Genomic DNA, 25,217 nt, shown 5'->3' with positions numbered 1-25,217 from the left:
AGCGTGAACTAAGCGCGCTGACAGGCTGAATCAACTGTCATCTGGCAATCAATATTGAGCAACGGTGAAGGGGGAGATAAATTTCAACGGAGCGGGAATGTCTGGGCTGAAGCTTGCCAGCGTGTAGACAAGCAATAGTCAGCCACGCTTTACTTGTACCAGCCTGTCTAACGCCATTCCGCACAAAAGCAAAAACCCAGCCATAAGGCTGGGTTCTCTAATTAGTGGTGCCCGAACCCGGACAAAAATGCCGGGAGCATTTTTGCTTTGTCGCGCCTGCGCGGCAAACCCGCAGGGCGAGCCGCTGGACGCGGCGAGGTCATCGAACCGGTTCGATAAACGGGTTCCGCACAAAAGCAAAAACCCAGCCATAAGGCTGGGTTCTCTAATTAGTGGTGCCCGAACCCGGACAAAAATGCCGGGAGCATTTTTGCTTTGTCGCGCCTGCGCGGCAAACCCGCAGGGCGAGCCGCTGGACGCGGCGAGGTCATCGAACCGGTTCGATAAACGGGTTCCGCACAAAAGCAAAAACCCAGCCATAAGGCTGGGTTCTCTAATTAGTGGTGCCCGAACCCGGACAAAAATGCCGGGAGCATTTTTGCTTTGTCGCGCCTGCGCGGCAAACCCGCAGGGCGAGCCGCTGGACGCGGCGAGGTCATCGAACCGGTTCGATAAACGGGTTCCGCACAAAAGCAAAAACCCAGCCATAAGGCTGGGTTCTCTAATTAGTGGTGCCCGAACCCGGAATCGAACCAGGGACACGGGGATTTTCAATCCCCTGCTCTACCGACTGAGCTATTCGGGCAACGGGGCGCATTAAACCTTAATGGCCTCACAGCGTCAAACGCTTTTCATCAAATTGCCGCTGACTGCTGCGTTTTATAGCAATAAACAGACCGGCTGGTAAAAAAAACCGCAGTCGCGTCGCTTCGCGCTTACTTTTTCGCCGCCCTGACCGATAACGATAGTGACACTACATACCCATAATAAGGTGCACCATGTTTTCCACTATTTCATCAGGCCTGCTGTCACGCCTTGCGTGGCAAAAACAGACACGCCCTGCGGCAACGCTCAGCTCCCTCAACGACGCTATCGCGATGATCGAGTTTACGCCCGATGGCATCATTCTTAACGCTAACCCACTGTTTCTCGAGCGTATGGGCTATTCGCTCAGCGACATTGTCGGCCAGCATCACCGGCTGTTTTGCACCGCCGACTATGCGCAGTCGTCACAATATCGCGACTTCTGGCTGCGCCTGAAGCGCGGCGAAAGCTTTAGCGACAAATTTCTGCGCCTGGCGAAGCACAGCCGTCCGGTCTGGCTGGAAGCCAACTATGTGCCGGTGCAGGATCGCCATGGCCGCGTGGTGAAAATCGTCAAGCTGGCGACCGATATCACCGCGCGTATTGTCGACGCCCAGGAGCAGCGCGCCATGACCACCGCGATTGAGCGGTCGATGGCGGTGATCGCCTTTAACCTCAAAGGTGAAGTGCTGAAGGCAAACGCCAACTTTCTTAAAACCATGGGCTACCGCGCCGACGAGGTGATCGGCCTGCCGCACAGCCGCTTCTGTTCCGAAGCGCTGCGCCAGAGCGCCGAATACAAAGCGTTCTGGGAAAAGCTTAACCGCGGCGAGTTTATCTCCGGCCAGTTCCAGCGGGTCAATAAACAGGGGCAAACCGTCTGGCTGCGCGCCACCTATAACCCGGTGTTTGATGGCGAGGGCAGGCTGTATAAGGTGGTGAAGTTCGCCACCGACGTGACGGCGCAGGTAGAGAAAAATCAGCAGGAGCGCGACGCCGCACAGCAGGCTTATCAGACCGCGCTGGAGACCCGCGAGAGCACCCGCCACGGCGCCAGCGTGATCGAGGAGAGCGTGCAGACCATTAATGCGCTGGCGGGCGAGCTGCACGGCATCTCTGACGATATCGCCGATCTCAGCGACTCCTCCGACCGCATCGGCGCCATTGTCGCCAGCATTCGCCGCATCGCCGATCAGACCAACCTGATTGCGCTTAACGCCGCGGTAGAGGCGGCGCGCGCCGGCACGCACGGCCGCAGCTTCGCCGTGGTGGCCAATGAGGTGCGCACGCTGGCGGCCAATATCAATCAGGCCACCAGCGAGATCGAAAACCGGGTGCGGCAGAATCATCAGCTCGCCTCCAAAGCGCTGAAAAGCATCGCCTCCAATATGAAGCGCGCCGATCACGGCGTGGAGCTGGCCCAGCAGGCGGGCGGCGTGATCGGCGAGCTGCGCGACAGCTCGTCGGAAGTGGTGCGCGCCATCAGCCAGGTCACCCAGACCTTAAGCCAGGAGTAACCGGGCGGGCCGCCCGGCTTTAGCAGCATTATGGCTGCTGCGCGGTCTCGATCGGTGCCGACGTCGGCGGCGGCAGGAAGATATGGTCAAGGATCTGGCGCATCACCGGCGCGGCGGTGACGCCTTCATTGCCGCCGTTTTCGAGAATCAGCGCCACCGCCACCTTCGGATTGTTAAAGGGGGCGAACGCGGTATAGAAGATATGGTCGCGCAGGCGCACCGGGATCATCTTCGCGTTATAAGTCTGGTTCTGCTTCAGGCTAAACACCTGCGAGGTGCCGCTTTTCGCCGCAATGCCGTAAGGGGCGGTGTGGAAATATTTATAACCGGTGCCGTTGGGCGCGTTGGCCATGCCGAACATGGCGCGACGCACCAGCCCCCAGTAAGGCGAGCGTGCGTCGCCAATCTGCGGCTGCGGCAGCGTCGGCTGATAAGGCTCCACGCTTTTTCCGCGCTCGGCCTTCGCCAGCAGATGCGGCGCAATCACTTTTCCGTTATTGATCAGCGCCACCATCGCCTTCACCATCTGAATCGGCGTGGCGATCCAGTAGCCCTGCCCGATGCCCACCGAAACCGTATCGCCCTGATACCAGCTTTTTTTATGCACCTTGAGCTTCCATTCGCGGCTCGGCAGCAGGCCGCTGTACTCTTCGTTAAGATCGATGCCGGTGGATTTTCCGTAGCCGAACTGACTGAGCATGCTGTGGATACGGTCGATGCCCATCATAAACGCCACCTGATAGAAGAAAGTGTCGGCGGACTCCTCAATCGCTTTGGTGACGTCCAGCATGCCGTGACCGCTTTTTTTCCAGTCGCGATAGCGGCGGTCGGTGCCCGGCAGCGTCCAGGTCGGCGCGCCAAAGAAGTGAGTTTGCGGGGTGATTACGCCGGTCAGCAGCGCCGACATCGCCATATAGGGCTTCACCGTCGACGCGGGCGGATAGAGTCCCTGAGTAACGCGGTTGATCAGCGGCAGATTTTTGTCCTGCAGCAGCGCCTTATAGGCCTGATAGCTGATGCCTTTTACGAAGGGATTGGGATCGTAGCTGGGGCTGGAGACCATCGCCAGCACCGAGCCGTCGTGGGGATCCTCCACCAGCACCGCCGCACGCTGCCCGGCCAGCAGGCTCTCCACATACTGCTGCAGATGCAGATCGAGAGTCAGCGTAATATTTTTGCCCGCCACCGGCGGCACCTCTTTCAGCACGCGCACGATGCGGCCGTGGTTATCCACCTCCACTTCCCGATAGCCCGGCTTGCCGTGCAGCAGCGACTCGTAATAGCCCTCGATACCCTGCTTGCCGATATTGTGGTCGGCGGCGTAGTTCTCGGCGATGCCCGCGGCGCTGAGACGCTTATCGTCGCTATCGTTGATTTTCGAGACGTAGCCGACAACGTGCGCCAGGTCGGCGCCGTAGGGATATTCGCGATCCTGATAGGTATCGACGCTGACGCCGGTGAAGCGGTACTGGTTCACCGAGAAGCGCGCCACCTCTTCCTCGGTCAGCTCCTCTTTCAGCACGAGCGGCTTGTAGCGGCTGCTCTGTTTTAGCGTACGGGTAAAGGTAGCGATCTCATCCGGCGTCAGATCGACAATCGGCGTCAGCGCCTTCAGCGTCGCCTGCATATCGTCAATTTTGTAGGGCGTCAGCATGATGTCGTACCAGGTGACGTTATGCACCAGCGGGATGCCGTTGCGATCGAAAATCAGCCCGCGCGTCGGCGCAATGGGGATCATTTTGATATCGTTCTGGTTCGATCGCGTCTGATAGTAGCTGTGATCGCGCACCTGCAAACGGTAGAGATTGACGCCGAGAATGATGAAACAGATAACGACCAGCGCAAAGGCGACCAGCGCGCGGCGCGCGAAGAGCTTTTCTTCAGCTTCGAAATTACGGAAATTCATTAGGCGGCATTGGCGGACAGGTTATTTTTTGTTGTCGCGCTAATGATAGGGAGGCAGCAGGTGAGCGCCAGCAGGAAGTTGCACAGGAGTAGTGAAAAGTGTGTCATTTGGTGAGAATGTTACGAAACTCCCCGCCTCCTGCCACAGGCAGGAGGCGGGAAAGAGGCAAGCGCAGGCTTAGTCGCCCAGCAGCACCGACTCCAGCGCGATCTTAATCATATCGTTGAAGGTGGTCTGACGCTCGGCAGAGGTGGTCTGCTCATGGGTGCGGATATGGTCGGAAACGGTGCAGATGGTCAGCGCTTTCGCGCCAAACTCCGCCGCCACGCCGTAGATACCCGCCGCTTCCATCTCCACGCCGAGGATGCCGTACTTCTCCATCACGTCGAACATCTGCGGATCCGGGGTGTAGAAGAGATCGGCAGAGAAGATGTTGCCGACGCGCGCGTCCACGCCCAGCGCTTTCGCTGCGTCAACCGCGTTGCGCACCATGTCAAAGTCGGCAATCGCCGCGAAGTCGTGATCCTTAAAGCGCATGCGGTTGACTTTAGAGTCGGTGCAGGCGCCCATGCCGATAACGATATCGCGCAGCTTCACGTCGGCGCGCACCGCGCCGCAGGAGCCGACGCGGATGATCTTTTTCACGCCAAAGTCGGTGATCAGCTCTTTGGTGTAGATCGAGCAGGACGGAATGCCCATGCCGTGGCCCATCACGGAGATTTTGCGGCCTTTGTAGGTGCCGGTATAGCCCAGCATGCCGCGCACGTTGTTCACTTCAACCGGGTTTTCCAGAAAGGTTTCCGCGATGTGCTTCGCACGCAGCGGATCGCCCGGCATCAGTACCACGTCGGCGAAGTCGCCCATTTCTGCATTAATGTGAGGAGTTGCCATTGTTGTTTGTCCTTTTTAAATTCAGCGGCTCTGTTTACAGCATGCTCTTGCCGTAGTCCATATCGGACAGGCCAAAATAGTGTGCAATTGTCTGACCGATATCCGCGAAGGTTTCGCGATAGCCCAGCGAGCCCGGTTTCACTTTCGGGCCGTAGATCAGAATCGGAATATGCTCGCGCGTGTGCTCGGTGCCCGGCCAGGTGGGATCGCAGCCGTGATCGGCGGTGAGGATCAGAATGTCATCCTCTTTTACCAGCGCCATCAGCTCCGGCAAACGACGATCGAACAGCTCCAGCCCGCCCGCGTAGCCGGCGACGTCGCGACGGTGTCCCCAGGTCGAGTCGAAATCGACGAAGTTGGTAAAGACGATCGACTGGTCGGGTGCCTTTTTCATCTGCTCGATGGTGGCGTCGAACAGCGCGTCCAGGCCGGTCGCCTTCACTTTCTGCGTAATGCCCTGCTGCGCGTAGATATCAGCGATTTTACCCACCGAAATCACTTCGCCGCCCTTTTCGTCCACCAGCTTTTTCAGCATGGTCGGCGAAGGCGGTTCCACCGCCAGGTCGTGACGGTTGCCGGTGCGCTCAAAATGACCCGCTTTGTCGCCGACAAACGGACGCGCGATAACGCGGCCGATGTTGTAGCCCCCCTCGGTCAGCTCTTCACGCGCAATTTCGCACAGCTCATAAAGGCGATCGAGGCCGAAGGTCTCTTCGTGACAGGCGATCTGGAACACCGAGTCCGCCGAGGTGTAGAAAATCGGCTTGCCGGTTTTCATATGCTCTTCGCCCAGCTGGTCGAGGATCACCGTGCCGGAAGAGTGGCAGTTGCCGAGATAGCCCGGCAGCTTCGCGCGCTCCACCAGCCTGTCGAGCAGCGCCTGCGGGAAGCTGTTCTCTTTGTCGCTAAAGTAGCCCCAGTCGAACAGCACCGGCACGCCGGCGATTTCCCAGTGGCCGGACGGCGTATCCTTACCAGAGGAGATTTCGCTGGCGTAGGCGTAAGCGCCGGTAATTTCCGCATCGGGATCGAGGCCCAGCGGGAAGCGGCCGGTAGAGAGCTCCGCCGCTTTGCCCAGGCCGAGCGCGGTCAGATTGGGCAGATGCAGCGGGCCTTTGCGCCCCTGATCCGCTTCGCCGTTAAAGCACGCCTCGGCGATATGACCCAGCGTGTCCGATCCTGCGTCGCCGAATTTGTCGGCGTCTTTGCTTGAGCCGATTCCAAAGGAATCGAGCACCATAATAAAAGCACGTTTCATGCAAGTCTCCTGCGCCTGCGCGCGTGACAAGTCAAAAAAAAGCGATCAGATCAGTATACCCGAATGGCTGCGTAGCGGCAGCATAAGGCCGCATTTTTGCGGCTTTTTTGCGACGGCGTCGCGGACGACAGCGGCCAGCCCGGCCGCCGTCAGCCCTTTTATGCTGAGCCGTCGCCGGCGCGCACCCGACGATAGATCGCCGGCAGTGCCGCCGGCGCGCTGTCGCTCAGGGTAACCGCGGCGCGAACCGCGGCCGCCGCCTGCTGCCAGCTCGCCTCGCTGCTGGCGTGTACTATCGCCAGCGGGCGCTGCGAATCGGCGCGCTCGCCCAGCGCGATCGTCTCGCTCAGTCCGACGCTGTAGTCGATAGCGTCGCTGGCGCGCTGGCGTCCGCCGCCCAGCGCCACCACCGCCATCCCCAGCGCACGCGTGTCCATGCTGCTGACGATGCCGGGACGATCGGCGTAGACCGGCTTGCTGAGCGTCGGCTGCGGCAGATAGGCCTCGTGGCGCTCAACGAAATCAGCGGGGCCACCCTGCGCGGCGACCATACGCGCGAACAGCTCGGCCGCCTGACCGTTATCCAGCACCTGCTGCAGCTTGCTGCGCGCCTCCTCTTCGCTGGCCGCCAGCTTGCCGGAAATCAGCATCTCGCTGCACAGCGCCAGTGTGACCTCCAGCAGGCGCGGGTTGCGCTGCGCACCGGTCAGGAAGCGCACCGCTTCGCGCACTTCCAGCGCGTTGCCCGCGCTCGAGGCGAGCACCTGGTTCATATCGGTGAGCAGCGCGGTGGTGGTGCAGCCCGCGCCGTTTGCCACGCCAACAATCGCCTGTGCCAGATCGAGCGACGCCTCGAAGGTCGGCATAAAGGCGCCGGAGCCAACTTTGACGTCCATCACCAGCGCGTCCAGCCCTTCCGCCAGCTTTTTCGCCAGAATCGAAGCGGTAATAAGCGGCACAGAGTCCACGGTGGCGGTGATATCGCGCGTGGCGTAGAAACGTTTATCCGCCGGCGCGAGGGAGCTGGTCTGGCCGATGATCGCTACGCCGACCTGTTTAATAATCTGACGGAAACGATCGTCGTCCGGGAAAATATCGAAGCCCGGAATCGCCTCCAGCTTGTCCAGGGTGCCACCGGTATGGCCGAGGCCGCGCCCGGAGATCATCGGTACATAGCCGCCGCAGGCGGCCACCATCGGCCCCAGCATCAGCGAGGTGACGTCGCCGACGCCGCCGGTGGAGTGCTTATCGACCACCGGCCCGTTGAGATTCAGCGACTGCCAGTTCAGTACCGTGCCGGAGTCGCGCATCGCCATGGTGAGCGCCACTCGCTCCGGCAGCGACATATCGTGAAAGAAGATCGTCATCGCCAGCGCGGCGATCTGGCCTTCGGAAACGCTGTTATCGCGTACCCCGTTGATGAAGAAGCGGATCTCCTCTTCGCTCAGCGCCTGGCCATCGCGTTTTTTACGGATAATTTCTTGCGGCAGAAACAAAGTCGCCCCCATGATCAGGGTTGAGATGAGAATGGCGGCCAGCGGCCGCCGTCACGCAATCAGTAGCCGGTTTTGCTGGTGGCGGTCTGATGGCCCAGCGCGTTCAGCAGGCTGGCTAACAGGCTGGAAGCGCCGAAGCGGAAGTGGCGCGCGTCGGCCCAGCCCTCGCCAAGGATATCGTCCGCCAGCTTGAGATAGATCGCCGCGTCATCCGCCGTGCGCACGCCGCCCGCTGGCTTAAAGCCCACCTTCTCTTTGACGCCTTTATCGCGGATAACGCTCATCATAATCTGCGCCACTTCCGGCGTGGCGTTGACCGGCACCTTGCCGGTGGAGGTTTTGATAAAGTCCGCGCCGGCGTCGATAGCGATTTCCGAGGCCTGACGGATCAGCGCTTCCTCTTTCAGCTCGCCGCTTTCGATGATCACCTTCAGCAGCACGTCAGCCTCCGCACACGCCGTTTTGCAGGCCTTCACCAGATCGAAACCGATCTGCGCGTTGCCGGCGATCAGCGCGCGGTAAGGGAAGACCACGTCGACCTCGTCCGCGCCATAGGCGATGGCAGCGCGGGTTTCCGCCAGCGCGATATCGATATCGTCGTTGCCGTGCGGGAAGTTCGTAACGGTCGCGATGCGGATGTCGGGCGTGCCCTGCTCGCGCAGCGCTTTGCGCGCCACCGGAATAAAGCGCGGATAGATGCAGATCGCAGCGGTGTTGCCCGCCGGCGATTTCGCCTGGCGGCACAGGGCGATCACTTTCTCATCGGTATCGTCTTCGTTCAGGGTGGTCAGGTCCATCAGTTGCAGCGCGCGCTGCGCAGCGGCGGTAATGTCAGTCATGGTGTTCTCCAGATAACAAACGGACGCGGAAGCGCCGGCTTAATGTGATAATTATAACAATGAGCAGCGGCTGATAATGTGTAATTCATCACACCGCTATCACGAGAGAATGGCAATAGCTTTATTATAACGCAGAGAAGCGGGATGTTACTATTATCACATCAGGAGAGATTACTCAGGCAGACTGAACAGCGCGCAGGTATTGCGCCACAGCGCCTCGGCGATCGCCTGCGGCGGCTCTGGGCGCAGCTCGCACAGGGTTTGCCATACCAGACGCGCGCGCTCCGGCCGGTTCGGCTCGCCCTGAAAGCCGTGCAGCGGCATATCGGGCGCGTCGGTCTCCAGCAGCAGCGCATCGAGCGGCAGCTGCGCCAGGGTGTTGCGGGTTTTGCTGGCGCGTTCATAGGTCAGGGTGCCGCCGACGCCGATGGCGTAGCCGAGTTTGATAAAGGCCTGCGCCTGCTGCAGGCTGCCGGCGAAGCCGTGCACCACGCCGCGCCGCGGCAGATCGTGACGGCGCAGGTGCAGCGCCAGCTTGTCGTGGGTGCGGCGCGAATGCAGGATCACCGGTAAATCATACCGCTTCGCCAGCCGCAGCTGCGCGTCGAGCAAAAATTCCTGGCGCGCAAACTGCGGATTATCCATATAGAGGTCGAGGCCAATCTCCCCTATTGCCGTCAGCTTCGCCGGCTGCTGCCGCAGCCAGTGCTCCAGCTGCTCGAGATGCGCCTCCTCGTGGCGGTCGATGGCGATGGGGTGCAGGCCGAGCGCGGCGTAGAGGGCGGGATACTGCGCCGCCAGCGAGACGATGCGCGCAAAGCGGCTGGCCTCCACTGCCGGGACGATAATGCGCTCCACGCCCGCTTCGGCGGCGCGCGCGATGCTGGCGCGCTCATCGCCAGCGAAGGGGGGAAAATCAAAGTGGCAGTGGGTATCGGTAAATCTCATGCCAGCGAACCTTCATCATAGTCTGCGTCGTTGCCCGCCACCGGCGGCGTCATAATCGGCCGGTTGTCAGGCGCGTTGGCCACAGGCGCGGGCGGCGTAACGGTGGTATAGCGCCCGAACGGCTCGGCGTCGCTGAGCCACTGCCCCAGCGTGGCGAGGAAGTAGCGGCCACAGCGCCGTCCCAGATGATAATCCTGATTTAACGACGCGACGCGACTGCCCAGCGCCATGCTCGCCAGCACATGCGGCGGATAGATTTCGATAATGCGCAGGTCGCCGGGCGGCTGCTCGATAAACTGCTGAATCTCGCGATAGCTCGCTTCATGGTGATGCAGGATATTAATCATCGGCTGCAGCGCGCTGGCGTTGAGCCAGCGCTCCATGCGCTTCATCCATTTTGGCGTATAGAACATCTGCGACGGCACGGTGCGGATCACCACGATGGTGTCGGCGCCGCGACGCGCCGCTTCGCGCACCGGAATGGCATCGCTGATGCCGCCGTCGAGGTAGCTGATGCCTTCCAGATCGACGCCGAGCCGGTAAAAGCCGGGAATGGCGCTCGACGCCTTAATCAGATCGTGCCAGTTGGCGTGGGTCGGCGCAAAGTAGCCGGGGGAGTAGTCGTCGCTGCGGCAGGCGCACATATAGAACTCGCGCCCGCTGTCGAACAGCAGCTTAGCGCTATCCAGCGCCAGCGGCAGTTCGCGCTGGGTCACCTCTATCAGCCAGTCGAGATCGATTAAGTTGCCGCCGCGCACGAAACGCAGCGGATCGAAAAAGAGCTTGCTGGTGGTGTAGCGGGTGATCACGCGCCGCGCGTAGCCCTGCTGCCCGCAGACAAAGGCGGAGAGATTCTGCGCGCCCGCTGAGGTGCCGATAAAAAGCTGAAAGGGGTTGAATCTGGCCCGCTGGAACTCATCCAGCACGCCTGCGGTAAAAATGCCGCGCTGACCACCGCCTTCGCACACCAGGGCGATTTTTTGCGCTTTAAACGGGGACAAGGCTAAGGGCTCAATCGCGCCCAGCGTTACAGGGATCCGGATACCCACTTTTGCTCCTCAGAAAGGGTTCTGAGGTTTGCCGCTGCGTTTATCCGCTTGAAGTTGACAGCATCCCGGAGAACCAGCCATGTTTTTCTCCTGACCTGCCACCAGATGGCCTGGCGGCGGCTGTCGCGCCTGATGCATTATCCTTAACGCAGCGCGACGGCTGGCTGGTCTCCGCTTTATGCATGCTCGTAGCAAAAATCAGAATGCCCCAGCCGGTCAGAGTCGTTTGCGGCCGGTAAACAGGCTCACGAGGAACAGGATAATACCAACGACGAAGACAACTTTAGCCGCCCATGCTGCCGTACCGGCCAGGCCGCCAAATCCTAACGCCGCCGCGATCAGTGCAATTACCAGAAAAATAATACCCCAACGAAACATAAGCCTCTCCTTACCATAGTGAAATCGAACTGCTCGTTTCTTCCCAGTTTGGGTTTTGTTTTGTCAGTACGGCGCCACGCGGACGCCGCGCTCACGACGTTAAGACTTCACAGTCAGGTCATTCTTAACGCTTTTAACACCTTCAATCGCTTTCGCGATACTTTCAGCGCGATCCGACTGCGCTTTGGTTGCGACGGTTCCTGAAAGCTGAACCACGCCGTCAGTGGTTTCCACCTTGACGTGACGCGACGGAACGATGTCATCTGCTAATAGTTTAGCTTTAATTTCACTTGTCGTTGCCGCATCACCGGCATATCCCTTCATGCTTTGTGTTTTGCTGTCTTTAACGTGCAGTTTGTCGCTGACGGATTTAACACCCTCTACGTTTTTCACCACGGCGACCGCTTTTTCAGCCTGATCCTGCGAGGTAACAAAACCGCTCAGGGTCACTACGCCGTCGTGGGTTTTCACGGAGATATCCGTACTTTTTATTGCTTCGTCATCCACCAGAGCAGCTTTCGCTTTTGCGGTGACGGCGCTGTCGTCCATAAACCCATCGACTTTTTTCATAGAACTATTGATTTTCGCACCGGCGTTATCCGCGCTTTGCTGCGCTTTTTGCGTCAGCGAGTCGTCAGCCATAGCGCTGCCGCTTAACAGGGCGGAACCAACCATTACCGCCATCAGCGTTTGGGCAATCTTAGTCTTATTCATCGATATCTTCCTTCTGTCAGTGAGCTCACCCACAGCCGTGGGCGCAACAGCAGCAATCGGTGCTGCTGCATCGCTGGACGTAAAGGAGAAGCAACGTCTCTTTTCCCGTCCGACAGAATAATCATAGTAGGTGTCTGGCGTTTTGCCTGAATAACTGGTTGATAGCACGCCAGTTAAGCGAAAAAACAGAGTTTTTAGGAGGAGTCTGGAGAGAGAGAACAGGGCCAGCCAAAGCTGACTAGCCCTGTTGCGGCGCGAATTAATGCTCGCGGGTTTTGCGGAAGATCACCTCAGGATAGCGCTCCTGTGTGATGTTCAGGTTCACCATGGTCGGGGCGATATAGGTCAGGTTATCGCCGCCGTCCAGCGCGAGGTTAACCTCGTTTTTACGCTGGAACTCTTCGAATTTCTTCGCATCGCTGCACTCGACCCAGCGCGCCGTGGAGACGTTGATCGCCTCGTAGATCGCTTCGACGTTGTATTCGCTTTTCAGACGCGCCACAACGACGTCGAACTGCAGCACACCAACTGCCCCTACGATCAGGTCGTTGTTGTGTACCGGACGGAACACCTGTACCGCGCCCTCTTCCGACAGCTGCACCAGCCCTTTCAGCAGCTGTTTCTGCTTCAGCGGATCGCGCAGGCGGATGCGGCGGAACAGCTCCGGGGCGAAGTTCGGAATACCGGTGAACTTCATGTTTTCACCCTGGGTAAAGGTGTCGCCGATCTGAATGGTGCCGTGGTTGTGCAGGCCGATAATGTCGCCCGGCCAGGCCTCTTCCACGTGCGAACGGTCGCCCGCCATAAAGGTCAGCGCGTCGGAGATGACCACATCTTTGCCGGTGCGCACCTGACGCAGCTTCATGCCCTTCTCATATTTACCGGAAACGACGCGCATAAAGGCGACGCGGTCGCGGTGTTTCGGGTCCATATTCGCCTGAATCTTGAACACGAAGCCAGTGAACTTCTCTTCCTGCGCGGTAACGGTACGCACGTCGGTCGCGCGCGGCATCGGCGCAGGTGCCCAGGAGACCAGGCCGTCGAGCATATGGTCGACGCCGAAGTTACCCAGCGCGGTGCCGAAAAAGACCGGCGTGATCTCGCCGCTCAGGAACAGCTCGCGATCGAATTCGTGCGATGCGCCTTTCACCAGCTCCAGCTCTTCACGCAGCTGCGCCGCCAGCTCTTCGCCGACCGCGCTGTCCAGCTCCGGGTTATCCAGCCCTTTGACGATGCGCACTTCCTGAATGGTGTGGCCCTTGCCCGTCTGGTAGAGATAGGTTTCGTCGTTATAGAGGTGGTAAACCCCTTTAAACAGCTTGCCGCAGCCGATAGGCCAGGTAATGGGCGCGCAGGCGATTTTCAGCTCGCTCTCCACTTCATCCAGCAGCTCCATCGGATCGCGGATGTCGCGGTCGAGCTTGTTCATAAAGGTCAGGATAGGCGTATCGCGCAGACGGGTGACTTCCATCAGCTTACGGGTACGATCCTCAACGCCTTTAGCCGCGTCGATCACCATCAGGCAGCAGTCCACCGCCGTCAGGGTACGGTAGGTATCTTCCGAGAAGTCTTCGTGCCCCGGGGTGTCGAGCAGGTTGACCAGGCTGTCGCGGTAGGGAAACTGCATTACGGAGGTGGTAATAGAGATGCCGCGCTGCTTCTCCATCTCCATCCAGTCCGATTTGGCGTGCTGGCTGGAGCCGCGCCCTTTTACCGTACCGGCGGTCTGGATAGCCTGTCCGAACAGCAGCACTTTTTCAGTGATGGTGGTTTTACCGGCATCGGGGTGCGAAATGATCGCAAAGGTGCGGCGGCGCGCCACCTCTTGCATGAAATTAGACATGAGTGAATTCTTCTCATCGAGGCAACGTCACATGAGAGGACGCTGCAGAGTAATCATGATGGCCGGAAATCCGGCAGGTAAACGGTGCCAGGCGGACGCATTAGCGTCAGAAGGCGGTGGTTAGCGCGTTCTACATTGGCGGCGATCCCGGTTACCTGGTCTTCGTTAAGGCGGCATAGCATACAATATTTTGCGCGCGGCGGCGAACAGGGCAGGGAAAATTTCAGCGCTGCCCGCACCTGTGCGCGCGGGCAGCCGCTGATTTACCCCAGGACTCTTTTTACGCAGGATTTAAAGATATCCACGCCGATTTCCAGCGCGTCGAGATCGAAGCGCATCTCGGGATGGTGCAGGCCCGGCGTCAGGTTGGTGCCCAGCCCCCAGAACCCCGCCTTCACCTGCGGGCGCTTCACCGGATAATAGAAAAAGTCTTCGCTGCCCGGCGTGGTTTTCGCATCGAGCAATCCCTCTGCGCCCAGCACCTCGACGATCGCCTCACGGATCACCGCCGTCGCTTCATCATCGATCTCCGCAGCCGGCATCTCTTTCAGCACCACCACCTGCGCCGTCGCGCCCAGCGCGGCAACGCTGTGCTGAATCGCCTGCGTCACCTTCTCTTTCAGCGCCGTCATCGGCTCATTCTCCTGCGAGCGCAGATCCCAGACCACGCGCGCCTCGTCGGGCACGGAGTTGGTGACGCCAGCGTCACAGAGAAAGCGGGTCGCCTTCACGCTCCAGTTAAGCCCCGGCGAGAGGTGGATCGCGTTGACCGCATTGACCGCCTGCACCGCCGCGTCCAGCGCGTTGACGCCAAGATGCGGACGCGCGGCGTGCGCGGGGGCGCCTTTGATAGTGGCCTCGAGCGTCGAGCAGGCGGAGTAGAGCACCGCCGGCGTCGCCTGACCCACCACGCACTCTTCCAGCGGGCGCAGATGGAAGCCGAAAATCATCTCCACATCATCCAGCGCGCCGCCCTCCACCATCGCCAGCGCGCCGGCACCCAGCTCTTCCGCCGGCTGGAACAGAATCTTCAGCCGGCCTTTTTTCACCGCGCCCTCCGCCAGCAGCTCCTGCGCGGCGGTCAGCACCACGGAAGAGTGGCCGTCGTGGCCGCAGGTATGGCGCGCGCAGGCAACGCCGTCGATAATATGGCCGAGCGCATCCATGTCGGCGCGCAGCGCCAGCACCGGCCCAGGCACGCCGCTGTCGATCTCCGCCACGATGCCGGTGGTCTGATTGATATTGCGCGTGACCTTCAGCCCGGCGCGCTCCAGCTGATCGGCGATATAGGCGGAGGTTTTAACCTCCTGAAAGCCCAGCTCTGGAATGTCGTGCAGATAGTGATAGTGCTCTAAGACCCGGGACATCGCTTCTCTCCTATATAAAAAGACGCATAACGCACATGGCGATCGCCGCATTGATGACGCTCACCAGCATCAGCAGCGGCCAGTATTTTTTCGGCACGTCGGCCACCCCCAGCAGGCGCCCCATATACTGCAGCTGGGAGCCCATCAGAAAAATGGCGGGCGCGAGAATGGTAATGTCCGCGCCGGTCAGCACCCCTTTTGTCAGCAGGCTCACCGCCACGCCGGTGCCGGCTGAGGAGGAGAGCCAGGCGGTCAGCAGCACGGTAATCGCTTCGCCTGGCAGGCCAAACAGCCCCATCACCGGCGCGAAAAGCTGGCCGAGAAACGGCATAATGCCGAGCAGGTTGAGCACTTCCGCCAGTACATACGCCATCACCACGTTGGGCATCAGGTTATGAATGGCGATATGAAACCCTTTGCGCGCGCCGGTCACGAAGATATCAAAGGGATTTTGGCTCGCTTTTACCGCGCCGTTATTTTCCATCGCTGAAATCCTTTTTATAAACACTGTTTAACACACAACGCGTCAGCGCCGCACCGACAAATTTAAGAACGAACATTAAAGCAAGCGGAATAATAATTGGCAGCGTCATTGAGGCGAACAGCGCCGACCCGATAGCGAAATAGTTATTGATCAATCCCGCGCCGGAATATTGCCAGGCGCTCATCACCACAATATCTTTTTTCGTCACCTGACCGCGGTCATACATCTCTTTGGTCAGCGCGGCGCCCGCATCGGTGCTCTGCAAATCGGTGATCAGCGCCAGCCCGCAGCGGCCCGGCAGCCCCATCAGCGGCTGCAGCAGCGGCGTCAGCAGCTTGTGCGCCGCCCGCATCGCGCCGTAATGGGTGAAAATTTCCAGCACGCTCAGCGCCAGCATCACGGTGGGCGTTAGCGAGAGCGCAAAGAGAAAGCCCGCTTTGGCGCTCAGTCCGCCCGCGCCGAGAAAGGTATTGCTGGCGGGCTCCTTCATGGTGCCAAAGCTGCCGCCCAGCGTGGTGAAGTCAAAAGCGCCCAGCCAGTGGAAGCCGTCGACCTGATACAGCAATCCTGAAAAAAAGAGGATAGCCACTATTAACGCCAGATAACTTCCTTTGCTGGCTGAAACCCGTTCGCCTGTCAGCGTTATTTTTTCCTCAGACATAGTTATTCCCGCGAATAGTTTACTGGTTGCGATATATGGAACTGTTACGGTTGCAGGATTTATGCCAGCCGCCGCATTAGGTCACTTTTGAAAATAAATTTTTTCTCCCGGTCGGGTTTAAATAATTTATCGTTTAAATCTGCATCACTTTATATTTCCCGGCAGCCAGCGGGCGGCGGCCAATAATCTTTCTCTGTTGCGGTAAAACAGGAAATAAGCCGCTCTGCACCATCATTGCGCAGCCGCGACGCACTGGCGTAGTGCGAAGCGTAACGGGTCAAGTAATGATAATCGCTCGCATTCAAAAAGCTGAATAATTCTATTTAAATCAATTAGATAAATTGTGATTTTTAAGTAAAAAACTATCTTTTTTACTGCATCATGGTGCATAATTCACCACTTCTCACCTGTTGACTTATTTTGCCTTTATAAAGGAATCGCCCATGCTGACTGCTGAAATGACCGCGCGTCTTAACGATCAACTTAACCTCGAATTTTTCTCCGCGAATCTCTATTTACAGATGAGCGCGTGGTGCAGCGATAAAGGCCTGGAAGGCGCAGCGGCGTTTCTGAAAGAGCACTCTCGCGAAGAGATGGAGCATATGCAGCGCCTGTTCGACTACCTGAGCGATACCGGCGCGATGCCGGTGCTGGGCTCTATCGCCGCGCCGCCGGTCGCCTTTAACTCCCTGCCGGAGCTGCTGGAGCAGGCGCTGGAGCACGAGAAGCTGATCACGCGCAAAATCAACGAGCTGGCGCATGCGGCCATCACCTCCCTCGACTACTCCACCTTTAACTTCCTGCAGTGGTACGTGGCCGAGCAGCATGAAGAAGAGAAGCTGTTTAAAACCGTGCTGGATAAGCTGGCGCTGGTGGGCAGCAAAGGCGAAGGCCTGTTCCTGATCGACAAAGATCTGGCGCGTATGAATGGGGAAAGCCACGGCGCTAATGGCTGAGGCGCCTGCGCGGGCGGGATGGCCCGAGCGCAAAGTCGCTCAAGGCATCCATGCTCGCTCGTCCCGCGCGGTTACGCACCTTATCCTTGAGGTGCGCCCCTCAACGGGCCAACGCACGGCGTTGTTCAAAAAGGCTCCCGCCGTTTTTGTCCGTGGCGCGTGGCGCTTTGCTCTTCGCACCATCCTGCCCGCGCTTTATATGCAGTGCGGCTTGCCATGATCGCCCCACCGCTGTTACAGCCTACAAGCTAAACCGCGCGCCCTTCTCGCCGTTAATCCACAGCTCGCGCCGCTCGCCTGCGGGCAGCAATACCTCAATCTCACGCCAGGCCGGCTGATAATCTCCGCGCTTCTCCAGCGTCAGCTCAAGACGATCGCTGCTGCTGCGCAGCGTCCAGCCGATCCACAGCGCATTGCCCTGCCGCCAGCCGTGGCTTTCACCATCGTCGTCGAAAAACTCGCCCTCGGTGCGCGCCTCGCCTGGCGCAGGCCACAGCTGCAGCTCACGCACGGTGTCGAGTCGCGCATCGGTTGTGGTTTCACAGCGCCCCAGCGGAATAGCGCTGCCGGCGCGCGCCAGCAGCGGCAGACGATCGAGCGGCGCATCCAGCGTAACGGTCTGGCCGCCCGCCAGCCACTCACCGCTGTGCCAGTCATACCAGCCGTGGGCGTTGCGCGGCAGATAGACGGCGCGCTCGCGGCTGCCCTCCTCCACCACGCTGGCCACCAGCAGATCGCGTCCCAGCAGGAAGTCGTCGTTTTCCCGCCAGGTCTCGCTGTCCTCTTCGTGATCGAGGAAAGTGGGACGCAGCATCGGCTCATCCTGCGCGCTCGCCTGCCACAGCAGCGTGTAGAGATAGGGCATCAGACGATAGCGCAGGCGGATCGCCTCGCGGATCAGCGGCGTCACCTCCGGGTACATCCAGGGCTCATTGACCGTGTGATCGTCGTTCCAGGAGTGGATGGTAAAGCGCGGGTGCATGACGCCGTTCTGCACCCAGCGTACAAACAGCTCGGCGTCCGGCTTGTCGCCGGAAAAGCCGCCGACGTCGTGCCCGACGTTAAACAGCCCCGACAGGCTCATGCCCAGCCCCATACGGATGTTGTAGCGCAGCGTCTGCCAGCTGGTGCGGTTATCGCCGCTCCAGGTCTGCACATAGCGCTGCATCCCGGCGCAGCCGGAGCGGGAGATCAGATAGGGGCGCTTTTCCGGGGCGAAACGCTGCTGCGCCTCCAGCGAGGCGCGCATCATCAGCAGCGGCATCACCGGACGAATATGCTTAATGGCGATGCTCTGGCCGAAACCGTGGCAGCGCGCTTCGCCGTCCCATACCTCATATTCGTTATTGTCGTTCCAGGTGGCGTCAATGCCCTTCTCCAGCAGCTGCGCGGTAACATTCTCCTGCCACCAGCGCACCGCTTCTGGATGGGTAAAGTCGAGGTGCGATCCCTCATCATCCCAGAACACCGAGCGTTCAGGGCGATCCTGCTCTGAATCACGAATAAACAGCCCCTGCGACGCCACCTCCTGATAGCGCGGATGATCCTGCAGCAGGCAGGGTTTGATATTGGCCGCCAGCTTCATGCCCGCCGCGTGGAACGCCTCGCTCATGCCGTTGGGGTTCGGCACCTTGTCGTAGTTCCAGTTAAAGACATAGCGCTTGTTGTTGATCGAGGTGTAGCCCGATGAGAGCTGGAACGAGTCGCAGGGGATCTCATGCTCGCGGCAGAGGCGGATAAAGCCCTGCAGCTGCTGCTGCGCGTCAGGCGCGTCGGTATAGTGCATGGTCGAGCCGCTGTAGCCCAGGCTCCACTTCGGCTGAAAAATGGTGCGGCCGGTAAGGCGCACGAACGCCTGGGTGACATCCAGCAGCTTCGGCCCCAGCATCAGGTAGTAGTCGAGATCGCCCGCTTCGGCGCGATAGCGGCGATACGGCAGATGGTAGTTGTCCAGCTCGTTGCCGAGATCGAGCCAGCTGCTGCTCAGGTTATCGTAAAACAGGCCGAAGCTGACGCCGTCGCGCTGCGTCAGGGTAAAGGGAATATGCTTGTAGAGCGGATCGGTGCTGGCGGCGTTATAGCCCATCGCGTCGAGGTTACGCATCTCGAAGCGGCGGCCGCTGCGGTTGAGATCGCCGGTTTTCTCGCCGAGGCCGTAGACGCGATCCTGCGGCTGGCGACGCTGATAGTGCTCAACCCCGTCACCGTGGGCGTTCAGCAGATAGGCGCCGGTATGGCGATCCGCCGCCAGCGGCTGCCACTGCCCCTGATGAAAATGCTCCCAGCTCAGGCAAAGCGGATGATGCACCGTCAGGCGCAGCCGGTCGGTGCTGATGCGCAGCTGGTTCGCCTCATGCTCCAGCTGAAACGCCGGCAGCCCGAATCCGTCGAGCGATTCGCGGTCACGCCCCTCCCAGGGGACGTCGTCGCCAGGGGCGATGCTCCAGGTGCGGTTCAGCGCCAGCTCGCCGTTGCGCTTCAGCAGTACGCGCATCAGGCCCGACTCCAGCACATAGAGGCGCAGCAGATGGCGATTCTCGACCTTCAGCTCGACAAAATGATCGGCGTGCTGACTCAGCGTCCAGTTCTTCAGGGTTTTCATAACGGTGTCCTTATTGTTCCGCGCTGCGCTGACGACGGTCGGCGATAAACATCACCAGAAAAATCGCGCCCACCAGGTCGAAAAAGCCCATGGCGACGAACAGCGGATTAAAACCAATGGTGTCGGCGGTAACGCCGATAATCAGAGAGAAGATAAAGCTGGCGATCCAGGCGCAGGATCCGCGCATGCCGTTAACCGTCGCCATCTGGCGGCGATCGAAGCGTTCGACCACCAGCGCGCTGAGCATGCAGGAGATCACCTGATGGCCGAAGCCGCCGATGGAGATCAGGGCGATCGCCAGATAGGGATCTTTTACAAGGGTCATCAGCGCCAGTGAGATCATCAGCACCGCGCCGGTGATCGAGCTGGCAACGATGGAGTTGACGCGCGTCAGGCCGAACCACTTCACGTAGATTTTGGTCAGGTAGCCGCTGGCGACGCTGCCGAGATCGGCGGCGAGAAACGGCAGCCAGGCGAACATCACGATCTGCTTAAGATCCATGCCGCGCTCGTTAGCCAGATAGAGCGGCACCCAGAAGCTCAGCACCGCCCAGGCGGGCTCGGCGAGAAATGCCGGAAGCGCGATACCGTAGAACTTCTTCTCTTTGCCGATGCTTTTCAGCGCCTGAAAGAACGGCAGCTTTTCCCCCACGGCTTCGTTGTCCTGCGTAATCCAGGCGCGCTCTTCGTCGGAAAGACGAGTATGTTTTTCCGGCGACTGATAGCCCCACCACCAGAGGCCGACCCACAGCAGCCCCAGCCCGCCGGTGAGCAGAAACGCCCCCTGCCAGCCAAAGGTGATATGCGCCACATAGATAATCGGCGGTGCCAGCATCGCGCCGACCGAAAAGCCGACGCCCGCCCAGCCTGCGGCGACCGGACGCTCTTTTTTCGGGAACCAGTCGCCGAGCGCCTTGGCATTAGCGGGCGTCGCCGCCGCTTCCGACGCGCCCATCACAAAGCGCAGCAGCGCCAGGTGCAGCCAGCTTCCCGCGCCGGCGTGCAGCAGACAGGTCACCGACCAGATCAGCGCGCAGATCAGGAAGCCCATCTTCAGGCCGATAATGTCGATCAGCCAGCCGCAGAGCGGCTGAAACAGGGTATAGGCGAGCTGGAACGCCGCCACCACCCAGGAGTACTGCTCGGTGCTCATATTCAGGCTGGTTTTCAGCTCCGGCGCCAGAATGCCGAGGGAATTACGGGTGACGTAGTTAACCGTCACGCCCAGCAGAAACAGTCCCAGCATCCACCAGCGGAGATTTTTAATCGCGCGCAGCGCTCGCGCCGCGCCGATGGGTTTAGTCGTTGATTCAAGGCTCATTTGTCAGCTCCTGTGCAGGCTTTTAACGGCCGGTTTGATCCTTCACCTCGCCCTCCGGCGTACTGCGTGAACCTGTCTGGCACCTTAAAAAAGCGCGAAACGTCGGTATAGCCTCTTTTTTGCAAGCTTTTTCATGGCAAAATTTTCGGCACGTTTAAAGCCGCACCCAGGGCTTATCTGACGCGATTCAGCACGCTATGAAAATTTTTTCATTCGCAGATTTGAGGGCGATCACAAAATGAAACAAAGGCTGAAAATCAGCGAGATTGCGGCGCTGAGCGGCGTCTCCATCAGCACCGTTTCGCGCGTGCTGGCAGGCAAGGCGAATACCCGCGCCAGCACGCGCGATAAGGTTCTGGCGGTGGCGCAGCAGCAGGGGGTGCTGGATAACCTGCACAGCGGCCGCCTGCTGCTGAATAATCTGATGGTGTTTGCGCCGCCGCGCGCGTTCGACGTGCGCAGCGATATCTTTTACTACAAGGTGATTCAGGGCATCGACCAGGCGATCGCCCCGCATGAGGTGCGTTTACGCTACTGCGCGCTGGAGGAGAATGAGAGCGACACGGCGCTGTTTCTGGAGAAGATGCAGCAAACCGACGCCGCGCTGCTGGTGGGGATCGATGACGATCATATCCACCAGCTGGCGGCGGAGATCGACAAGCCCTGCGTGTTGATCAACGCGATGGATCGCCGCATGCGGCTCTCTTCGGTCTCGCCGCATCATCAGCTGATTGGCGAAAGCGCCGCGCGCTACCTGTTCGAGCAGGGACACCGCCAGATCTTGTCGCTGCACTGCCTGCGCCGCTACACCATGGAGCAGCGTCTGCAGGGGGTGCGCGACGCCTGGCACGCCATGAACCTGCGCTTCGACAGCCGCCAGCACCTGCTGACGCTCACCAGCTTCAGCCGGCTTGAGGCGGCAGAGAGATTAAGCGAATACCTGAAGCACTGCCCGCGCGCCCAGCGCCCGACCGCGATTCTGGCCAGCGGCGACTATATCGCCGCCGGCGCGGTGGAGGCGCTGCAGCAGGCCGGGCTGCGCGTGCCGCAGGATGTTTCGGTGATGAGCATGGATGGCTTCAATCTCGCCGCCATCCACGATATTCCGCTGACCTCCGTGCAGGTGCCGCGCGACGAGCTGGGCGCGGAGGCGGTGCGCATGGTGCAGAGCATGCGCCTGAACCCGCAGATCCTGCCCGGCACCCTGCTGCTGCACGGCAAGCTGGTGGTGCGCGAATCGGTGCGCCGCATCCGCGACAACCTCAGCCATGCGCCGGTGCAGCAGCACGGTCTTTACGATTAAGTCGGGTTGGTCAGCGCTTTCAGCCGCAGCTCCGACGGCTGCGGGCGGCCGAAGTAGTAGCCCTGGAACAGGGTGCAGCCCTCTTCGCGCAGCCTGGCGAACTGTTCGCTGCTCTCTACCCCTTCGGCCGTGATCTGAATATCGAGACTGCGGCTCATGCCGGTGATGGCGCGGATAATCGCCAGCGCCTCGCGGCTGTCGCCCATATCGCTGATAAAGGACTTGTCGATTTTGATTTTGTCGAACGGGAAGGATCGCAGATAGCTGAGCGACGAGTAGCCGGTGCCGAAGTCGTCCAGCGCAATCTGCACGCCGAGCTTTTTCAGGCTCTCCAGCGTGCGAATATTGCCGAGCGAGTCGTCAAGCAGCACCGACTCGGTGATCTCGACCTCCAGCCGGCTCGGCTCCAGGCCAGAGTCGCGCAGCGCCGCCTCCACCACCGAGACCAGCGAGCTGTTTTTAAACTGAAGCGGCGACAGGTTGACCGACACCGACTGATTGCCGTCCCAGGTCGTCGCCTCGCGGCAGGCTTCGAACAGCGCATAGGCGCCAAGCATATGGATCAGCCCGCTCTCCTCTGCGATGGGGATAAAGTCGTTGGGCATAATCAGCCCTTTCACCGGATGGTGCCAGCGCATCAGCGCCTCGTAGCCGATAATCGACTGCGCCGCTTCGCCGTCGGTAATGGGCTGGTAGTAGAGCTTAAGCTGCTGGCTGCCGATCGCCTCGCGCAGATCGTTTTCGATCAGGCGGCGGCTGCGCGCCACGTCGTCCATCTCCAGCGTAAAGTGCTCGTAGCGGTTGCGTCCGTTGCGCTTGGCCTCGTAGAGCGCCATATCCGCGCAGCGCAGCATCTGCTCCGGCGTGTTGGTGACGGCGGAGCTAAGGGCGATGCCGACGCTAAGCCCGACGCTCAGGTTATGGCCTTCGATATTGACCGGCGGAGATATCGCGTCGATCAGCCGCTGCGCCACCAGCGCCGCCTCTTCCGCGCTGCCGATGGCGGGCAGCACGATAGCGAACTCGTCGCCGCCGATGCGCGCCAGGGTGTCGCGATCGCGCAGCGCGGCGCGCAGGCGTTTTGCCACCGCGCGCAGCAGTTCGTCGCCTATCTGGTGGCCGAGCGCGTCGTTGACGTTTTTGAAGTTGTCGAGATCGAGACAGAGCGTGGCGGTCTGTCGGCCGCTCTGGCTATCGCCGCGCAGCGCCTCGCTCAGGCGCTGGCGGAACAGAATACGGTTCGGCAGGCTGGTCAGGTTATCGTGATGCGCCATATGGTGAATGCGCGCGTCGGCGGCGCGCTGGTCGGTAACATCCTCCACCAGCAGCATAATGTAGTTCTGCCGCGCGTCCTGCCCGCGGATAACGGTAGCGCGGGTATGCAGGATGCGTTCGCCGCTGGCGGTAAGCAGCTGCTGCTCGCGCTGGTGAATACCTTCGCTGCGCAGCGCGATATCCGCCAGGCTGTCGAAGTAGTCGCTGAGTTCGGCCGACATGCATTCGTGCGGTTTTTTATTGACCAGCATCGCTTTCGAAACGCCGAACAGCTTTTCCGAGCGGTCGTTGACCAGCAGGATCTCGCGCGTAATGGCGTCTTCGACTACCACACAGGAGGGAATATTGGCGATGATATTGTCGAGGAATTTCGACAGCGCCAACATTTTCGCGCTCTGCGCTTCCGCCAGATCTTTGGCGCGCAGCAGTTTCTGTTCCTGCTCGCGGCGCTCGGTGACGTCGCGCGTGATTTTAGCGAAGCCGATCAGCACGCCTTCATCGTTGTGAATAGCGTCGATCACTACGTGCGCCCAGAAGGCGCTGCCGTCTTTGCGGTAGCGCCAGCCTTCATCTTCGAAGCGGCCGCTGGCCAGCGCTTTTGCGAGGTTGGCGTCCGGCACGCCCTGCAGGCGCTCCTGCGCGCTATAGAACAGCGAGAAATGCTGTCCGACGATCTCTTCGGCAATATAGCCTTTGGCACGCTGCGCACCGGCGTTCCAGTTCACCACGCAGCCCTTTAGATCCAGCATATAGATGGCGTAGTCAGTAACCCCTTCCACCAGCAGGCGGAAGCGCTGCTCCTGCTCGCGCTGCGCGCGCAGCATCGCCTGCTGTTCGGTGCAGTCGCGCGTGATCTTGGCGTAGCCGATCAGCTTGCCGTTGTCGTCGCGCACCGCGTCAATAATGACGTGCGCCCAGAAGGCGCTGCCATCTTTGCGGTAGCGCCAGCCCTGATCCTCAAAACGGCCGGTGCGAAACGCCGTTTGCAGGTTTTTTTCCGGGATCAGCGCCTGGCGATCCTGAGCGCTGTAGAAGCGGGAGAAGTGCTGGCCGACGATCTCTTCCGCCACGTAGCCTTTGGCGCGCTGCGCGCCGGCGTTCCAGTTCACCACCAGCCCGTCGTGATCCAGCATATAGATAGCGTAGTCGGTGACGCCTTCCACCAGCAGGCGGAAGCGCGCTTCCTGTTCGCGCTCTTTGCGCCGCTGCGCCTGCTGTTCGGTGCAGTCGCGCGTAATCTTGGCGAAGCCGATCAGCTCGCCGTGCGGATCGCGGATGGCGTCGATGACCACATGCGCCCAGAAGGCGCTGCCGTCTTTGCGGTAGCGCCAGCCTTCGGTTTCAAAGCTGCCGGTGCGCGCGGCGGTATCCAGACCGCGCTGCGGCACGCCGTTGAGCCGATCGCTTTCGCTGTAAAAGAGTGAGAAATGCTTACCAACTATCTCATCTGGCGTGTAGCCCTTGGCTCGCTGCGCCCCTGCATTCCAGTTAGCTACCGTGCCGTCTGGCTTAAGCATATAAATGGCGTAATCGATCACGCTCTGTACCAGTATCCGATACATAACATCAGCATTTTTATCCATTGTTATTAGCCTGTTGCTGCGC

At 60.1% G+C, this 25,217-nt stretch carries 19 protein-coding genes and 1 tRNA gene; 3 read left to right on the top strand and 17 right to left on the bottom strand.

What is annotated here, in order from left to right; all coding sequences use genetic code 11:
• Positions 1 to 729: 729 nt before the first annotated feature.
• Positions 730 to 805 (bottom strand) — tRNA-Phe (locus LB453_RS05670).
• A gap of 193 nt (positions 806 to 998) precedes the next feature.
• Here LB453_RS05670 and LB453_RS05665 point away from each other — a divergent pair.
• A complete protein-coding gene (locus LB453_RS05665) occupies positions 999 to 2,321 on the top strand; it encodes a methyl-accepting chemotaxis protein (RefSeq protein WP_103794693.1) in 1,323 nt (440 codons plus the stop codon).
• A 28-nt stretch (positions 2,322 to 2,349) separates the two neighbouring features.
• On the opposite strand, the gene mrdA is transcribed toward LB453_RS05665, so the two are convergent.
• From mrdA to LB453_RS05600, 13 genes are all read right to left on the bottom strand, one after another.
• Positions 2,350 to 4,227 carry a penicillin-binding protein 2 gene (gene mrdA / locus LB453_RS05660; protein WP_103794692.1) on the bottom strand — a complete coding sequence of 626 codons (1,878 nt, stop codon included), beginning with the start codon at positions 4,225 to 4,227 and terminating at the stop codon, positions 2,350 to 2,352.
• A 177-nt stretch (positions 4,228 to 4,404) separates the two neighbouring features.
• Complete coding sequence (gene deoD / locus LB453_RS05655; RefSeq protein ID WP_033752378.1) at positions 4,405 to 5,118, bottom strand: purine-nucleoside phosphorylase; 714 nt, start codon at positions 5,116 to 5,118, stop codon at positions 4,405 to 4,407.
• Between the two features lie 34 nt (positions 5,119 to 5,152).
• The gene (gene deoB, locus LB453_RS05650; RefSeq protein WP_103794691.1) at positions 5,153 to 6,376 is read right to left on the bottom strand and encodes a phosphopentomutase; all 1,224 of its coding nucleotides are present in this window, start codon (positions 6,374 to 6,376) and stop codon (positions 5,153 to 5,155) included.
• A 158-nt stretch (positions 6,377 to 6,534) separates the two neighbouring features.
• Entirely contained in the window at positions 6,535 to 7,872 is a 1,338-nt protein-coding gene (gene deoA, locus LB453_RS05645; RefSeq protein WP_103794690.1) for a thymidine phosphorylase, read from the bottom strand.
• Positions 7,873 to 7,931: 59 nt separating this feature from the next.
• Positions 7,932 to 8,711 (bottom strand): deoxyribose-phosphate aldolase, encoded by a 780-nt coding sequence (gene deoC / locus LB453_RS05640; RefSeq protein ID WP_103794689.1) that lies wholly within the window; start codon positions 8,709 to 8,711, stop codon positions 7,932 to 7,934.
• Between the two features lie 171 nt (positions 8,712 to 8,882).
• Positions 8,883 to 9,659, bottom strand: coding sequence for a TatD family hydrolase (locus tag LB453_RS05635; protein WP_103794688.1), 777 nt, complete (start codon positions 9,657 to 9,659; stop codon positions 8,883 to 8,885).
• Positions 9,656 to 10,708 carry a patatin family protein gene (locus LB453_RS05630; RefSeq protein WP_103794687.1) on the bottom strand — a complete coding sequence of 351 codons (1,053 nt, stop codon included), beginning with the start codon at positions 10,706 to 10,708 and terminating at the stop codon, positions 9,656 to 9,658. The genes LB453_RS05635 and LB453_RS05630 overlap by 4 nt, the downstream gene beginning before the upstream one ends.
• A 216-nt stretch (positions 10,709 to 10,924) precedes the next feature.
• The gene (locus LB453_RS05625) at positions 10,925 to 11,086 is read right to left on the bottom strand and encodes a DUF1328 domain-containing protein (protein WP_009634777.1); all 162 of its coding nucleotides are present in this window, start codon (positions 11,084 to 11,086) and stop codon (positions 10,925 to 10,927) included.
• A gap of 99 nt (positions 11,087 to 11,185) precedes the next feature.
• Positions 11,186 to 11,800 carry a molecular chaperone OsmY gene (gene osmY / locus LB453_RS05620; RefSeq protein ID WP_103794686.1) on the bottom strand — a complete coding sequence of 205 codons (615 nt, stop codon included), beginning with the start codon at positions 11,798 to 11,800 and terminating at the stop codon, positions 11,186 to 11,188.
• A gap of 259 nt (positions 11,801 to 12,059) precedes the next feature.
• Entirely contained in the window at positions 12,060 to 13,643 is a 1,584-nt protein-coding gene (gene prfC / locus LB453_RS05615; RefSeq protein ID WP_103794685.1) for a peptide chain release factor 3, read from the bottom strand.
• A 263-nt stretch (positions 13,644 to 13,906) separates the two neighbouring features.
• Positions 13,907 to 15,010 (bottom strand): M20 peptidase aminoacylase family protein, encoded by a 1,104-nt coding sequence (locus LB453_RS05610; RefSeq protein WP_103794684.1) that lies wholly within the window; start codon positions 15,008 to 15,010, stop codon positions 13,907 to 13,909.
• 10 nt (positions 15,011 to 15,020) lie between these two features.
• Positions 15,021 to 15,494, bottom strand: a complete 474-nt coding sequence (locus tag LB453_RS05605) for a YjiG family protein (RefSeq protein ID WP_103794683.1) — start codon at positions 15,492 to 15,494, stop codon at positions 15,021 to 15,023.
• The gene (locus LB453_RS05600) at positions 15,484 to 16,155 is read right to left on the bottom strand and encodes a nucleoside recognition domain-containing protein (protein WP_103794682.1); all 672 of its coding nucleotides are present in this window, start codon (positions 16,153 to 16,155) and stop codon (positions 15,484 to 15,486) included. The genes LB453_RS05605 and LB453_RS05600 overlap by 11 nt, the downstream gene beginning before the upstream one ends.
• A 443-nt stretch (positions 16,156 to 16,598) precedes the next feature.
• Between LB453_RS05600 and ftnA the strand changes: the two genes are divergently transcribed.
• Positions 16,599 to 17,111: a non-heme ferritin gene (gene ftnA / locus LB453_RS05595; RefSeq protein WP_103794681.1), complete on the top strand. Its 513-nt coding sequence runs from the start codon at positions 16,599 to 16,601 to the stop codon at positions 17,109 to 17,111.
• Between the two features lie 241 nt (positions 17,112 to 17,352).
• On the opposite strand, the gene LB453_RS05590 is transcribed toward ftnA, so the two are convergent.
• Positions 17,353 to 19,713: a TIM-barrel domain-containing protein gene (locus LB453_RS05590; protein WP_103794679.1), complete on the bottom strand. Its 2,361-nt coding sequence runs from the start codon at positions 19,711 to 19,713 to the stop codon at positions 17,353 to 17,355.
• Positions 19,714 to 19,723: 10 nt separating this feature from the next.
• Positions 19,724 to 21,034 (bottom strand): MFS transporter, encoded by a 1,311-nt coding sequence (locus tag LB453_RS05585; protein ID WP_103794678.1) that lies wholly within the window; start codon positions 21,032 to 21,034, stop codon positions 19,724 to 19,726.
• A gap of 238 nt (positions 21,035 to 21,272) precedes the next feature.
• Between LB453_RS05585 and LB453_RS05580 the strand changes: the two genes are divergently transcribed.
• The gene (locus LB453_RS05580; RefSeq protein ID WP_103794677.1) at positions 21,273 to 22,337 is read left to right on the top strand and encodes a LacI family DNA-binding transcriptional regulator; all 1,065 of its coding nucleotides are present in this window, start codon (positions 21,273 to 21,275) and stop codon (positions 22,335 to 22,337) included.
• Here the strand turns inward: LB453_RS05580 and LB453_RS05575 are convergent.
• Positions 22,334 to 25,195: an EAL domain-containing protein gene (locus tag LB453_RS05575; RefSeq protein WP_103794676.1), complete on the bottom strand. Its 2,862-nt coding sequence runs from the start codon at positions 25,193 to 25,195 to the stop codon at positions 22,334 to 22,336. The two genes, LB453_RS05580 and LB453_RS05575, sit on opposite strands and share 4 nt — an antisense overlap.
• Positions 25,196 to 25,217 lie beyond the last annotated feature (22 nt).

Source organism: Pantoea agglomerans, from assembly GCF_020149765.1.
Lineage (GTDB): Bacteria > Pseudomonadota > Gammaproteobacteria > Enterobacterales > Enterobacteriaceae > Pantoea > Pantoea alvi.
This window is presented reverse-complemented; position numbering and strand designations above follow the sequence as displayed.

Coding starts and splice junctions, on each gene's coding strand:
- deoC (WP_103794689.1), bottom strand. CDS start 8,711: ATGACTGACATTACCGCCGCTGCGCAGCGCGCGCTGCAACTGATGGAC.
- LB453_RS05605 (WP_103794683.1), bottom strand. CDS start 15,494: ATGGAAAATAACGGCGCGGTAAAAGCGAGCCAAAATCCCTTTGATATC.
- LB453_RS05635 (WP_103794688.1), bottom strand. CDS start 9,659: ATGAGATTTACCGATACCCACTGCCACTTTGATTTTCCCCCCTTCGCT.
- osmY (WP_103794686.1), bottom strand. CDS start 11,800: ATGAATAAGACTAAGATTGCCCAAACGCTGATGGCGGTAATGGTTGGT.
- LB453_RS05590 (WP_103794679.1), bottom strand. CDS start 19,713: ATGAAAACCCTGAAGAACTGGACGCTGAGTCAGCACGCCGATCATTTT.
- deoD (WP_033752378.1), bottom strand. CDS start 5,118: ATGGCAACTCCTCACATTAATGCAGAAATGGGCGACTTCGCCGACGTG.
- LB453_RS05600 (WP_103794682.1), bottom strand. CDS start 16,155: ATGTCTGAGGAAAAAATAACGCTGACAGGCGAACGGGTTTCAGCCAGC.
- LB453_RS05665 (WP_103794693.1), top strand. CDS start 999: ATGTTTTCCACTATTTCATCAGGCCTGCTGTCACGCCTTGCGTGGCAA.
- mrdA (WP_103794692.1), bottom strand. CDS start 4,227: ATGAATTTCCGTAATTTCGAAGCTGAAGAAAAGCTCTTCGCGCGCCGC.
- LB453_RS05610 (WP_103794684.1), bottom strand. CDS start 15,010: ATGTCCCGGGTCTTAGAGCACTATCACTATCTGCACGACATTCCAGAG.
- prfC (WP_103794685.1), bottom strand. CDS start 13,643: ATGTCTAATTTCATGCAAGAGGTGGCGCGCCGCCGCACCTTTGCGATC.
- LB453_RS05580 (WP_103794677.1), top strand. CDS start 21,273: ATGAAACAAAGGCTGAAAATCAGCGAGATTGCGGCGCTGAGCGGCGTC.
- LB453_RS05575 (WP_103794676.1), bottom strand. CDS start 25,195: ATGGATAAAAATGCTGATGTTATGTATCGGATACTGGTACAGAGCGTG.
- LB453_RS05585 (WP_103794678.1), bottom strand. CDS start 21,034: ATGAGCCTTGAATCAACGACTAAACCCATCGGCGCGGCGCGAGCGCTG.
- deoB (WP_103794691.1), bottom strand. CDS start 6,376: ATGAAACGTGCTTTTATTATGGTGCTCGATTCCTTTGGAATCGGCTCA.
- LB453_RS05625 (WP_009634777.1), bottom strand. CDS start 11,086: ATGTTTCGTTGGGGTATTATTTTTCTGGTAATTGCACTGATCGCGGCG.
- ftnA (WP_103794681.1), top strand. CDS start 16,599: ATGCTGACTGCTGAAATGACCGCGCGTCTTAACGATCAACTTAACCTC.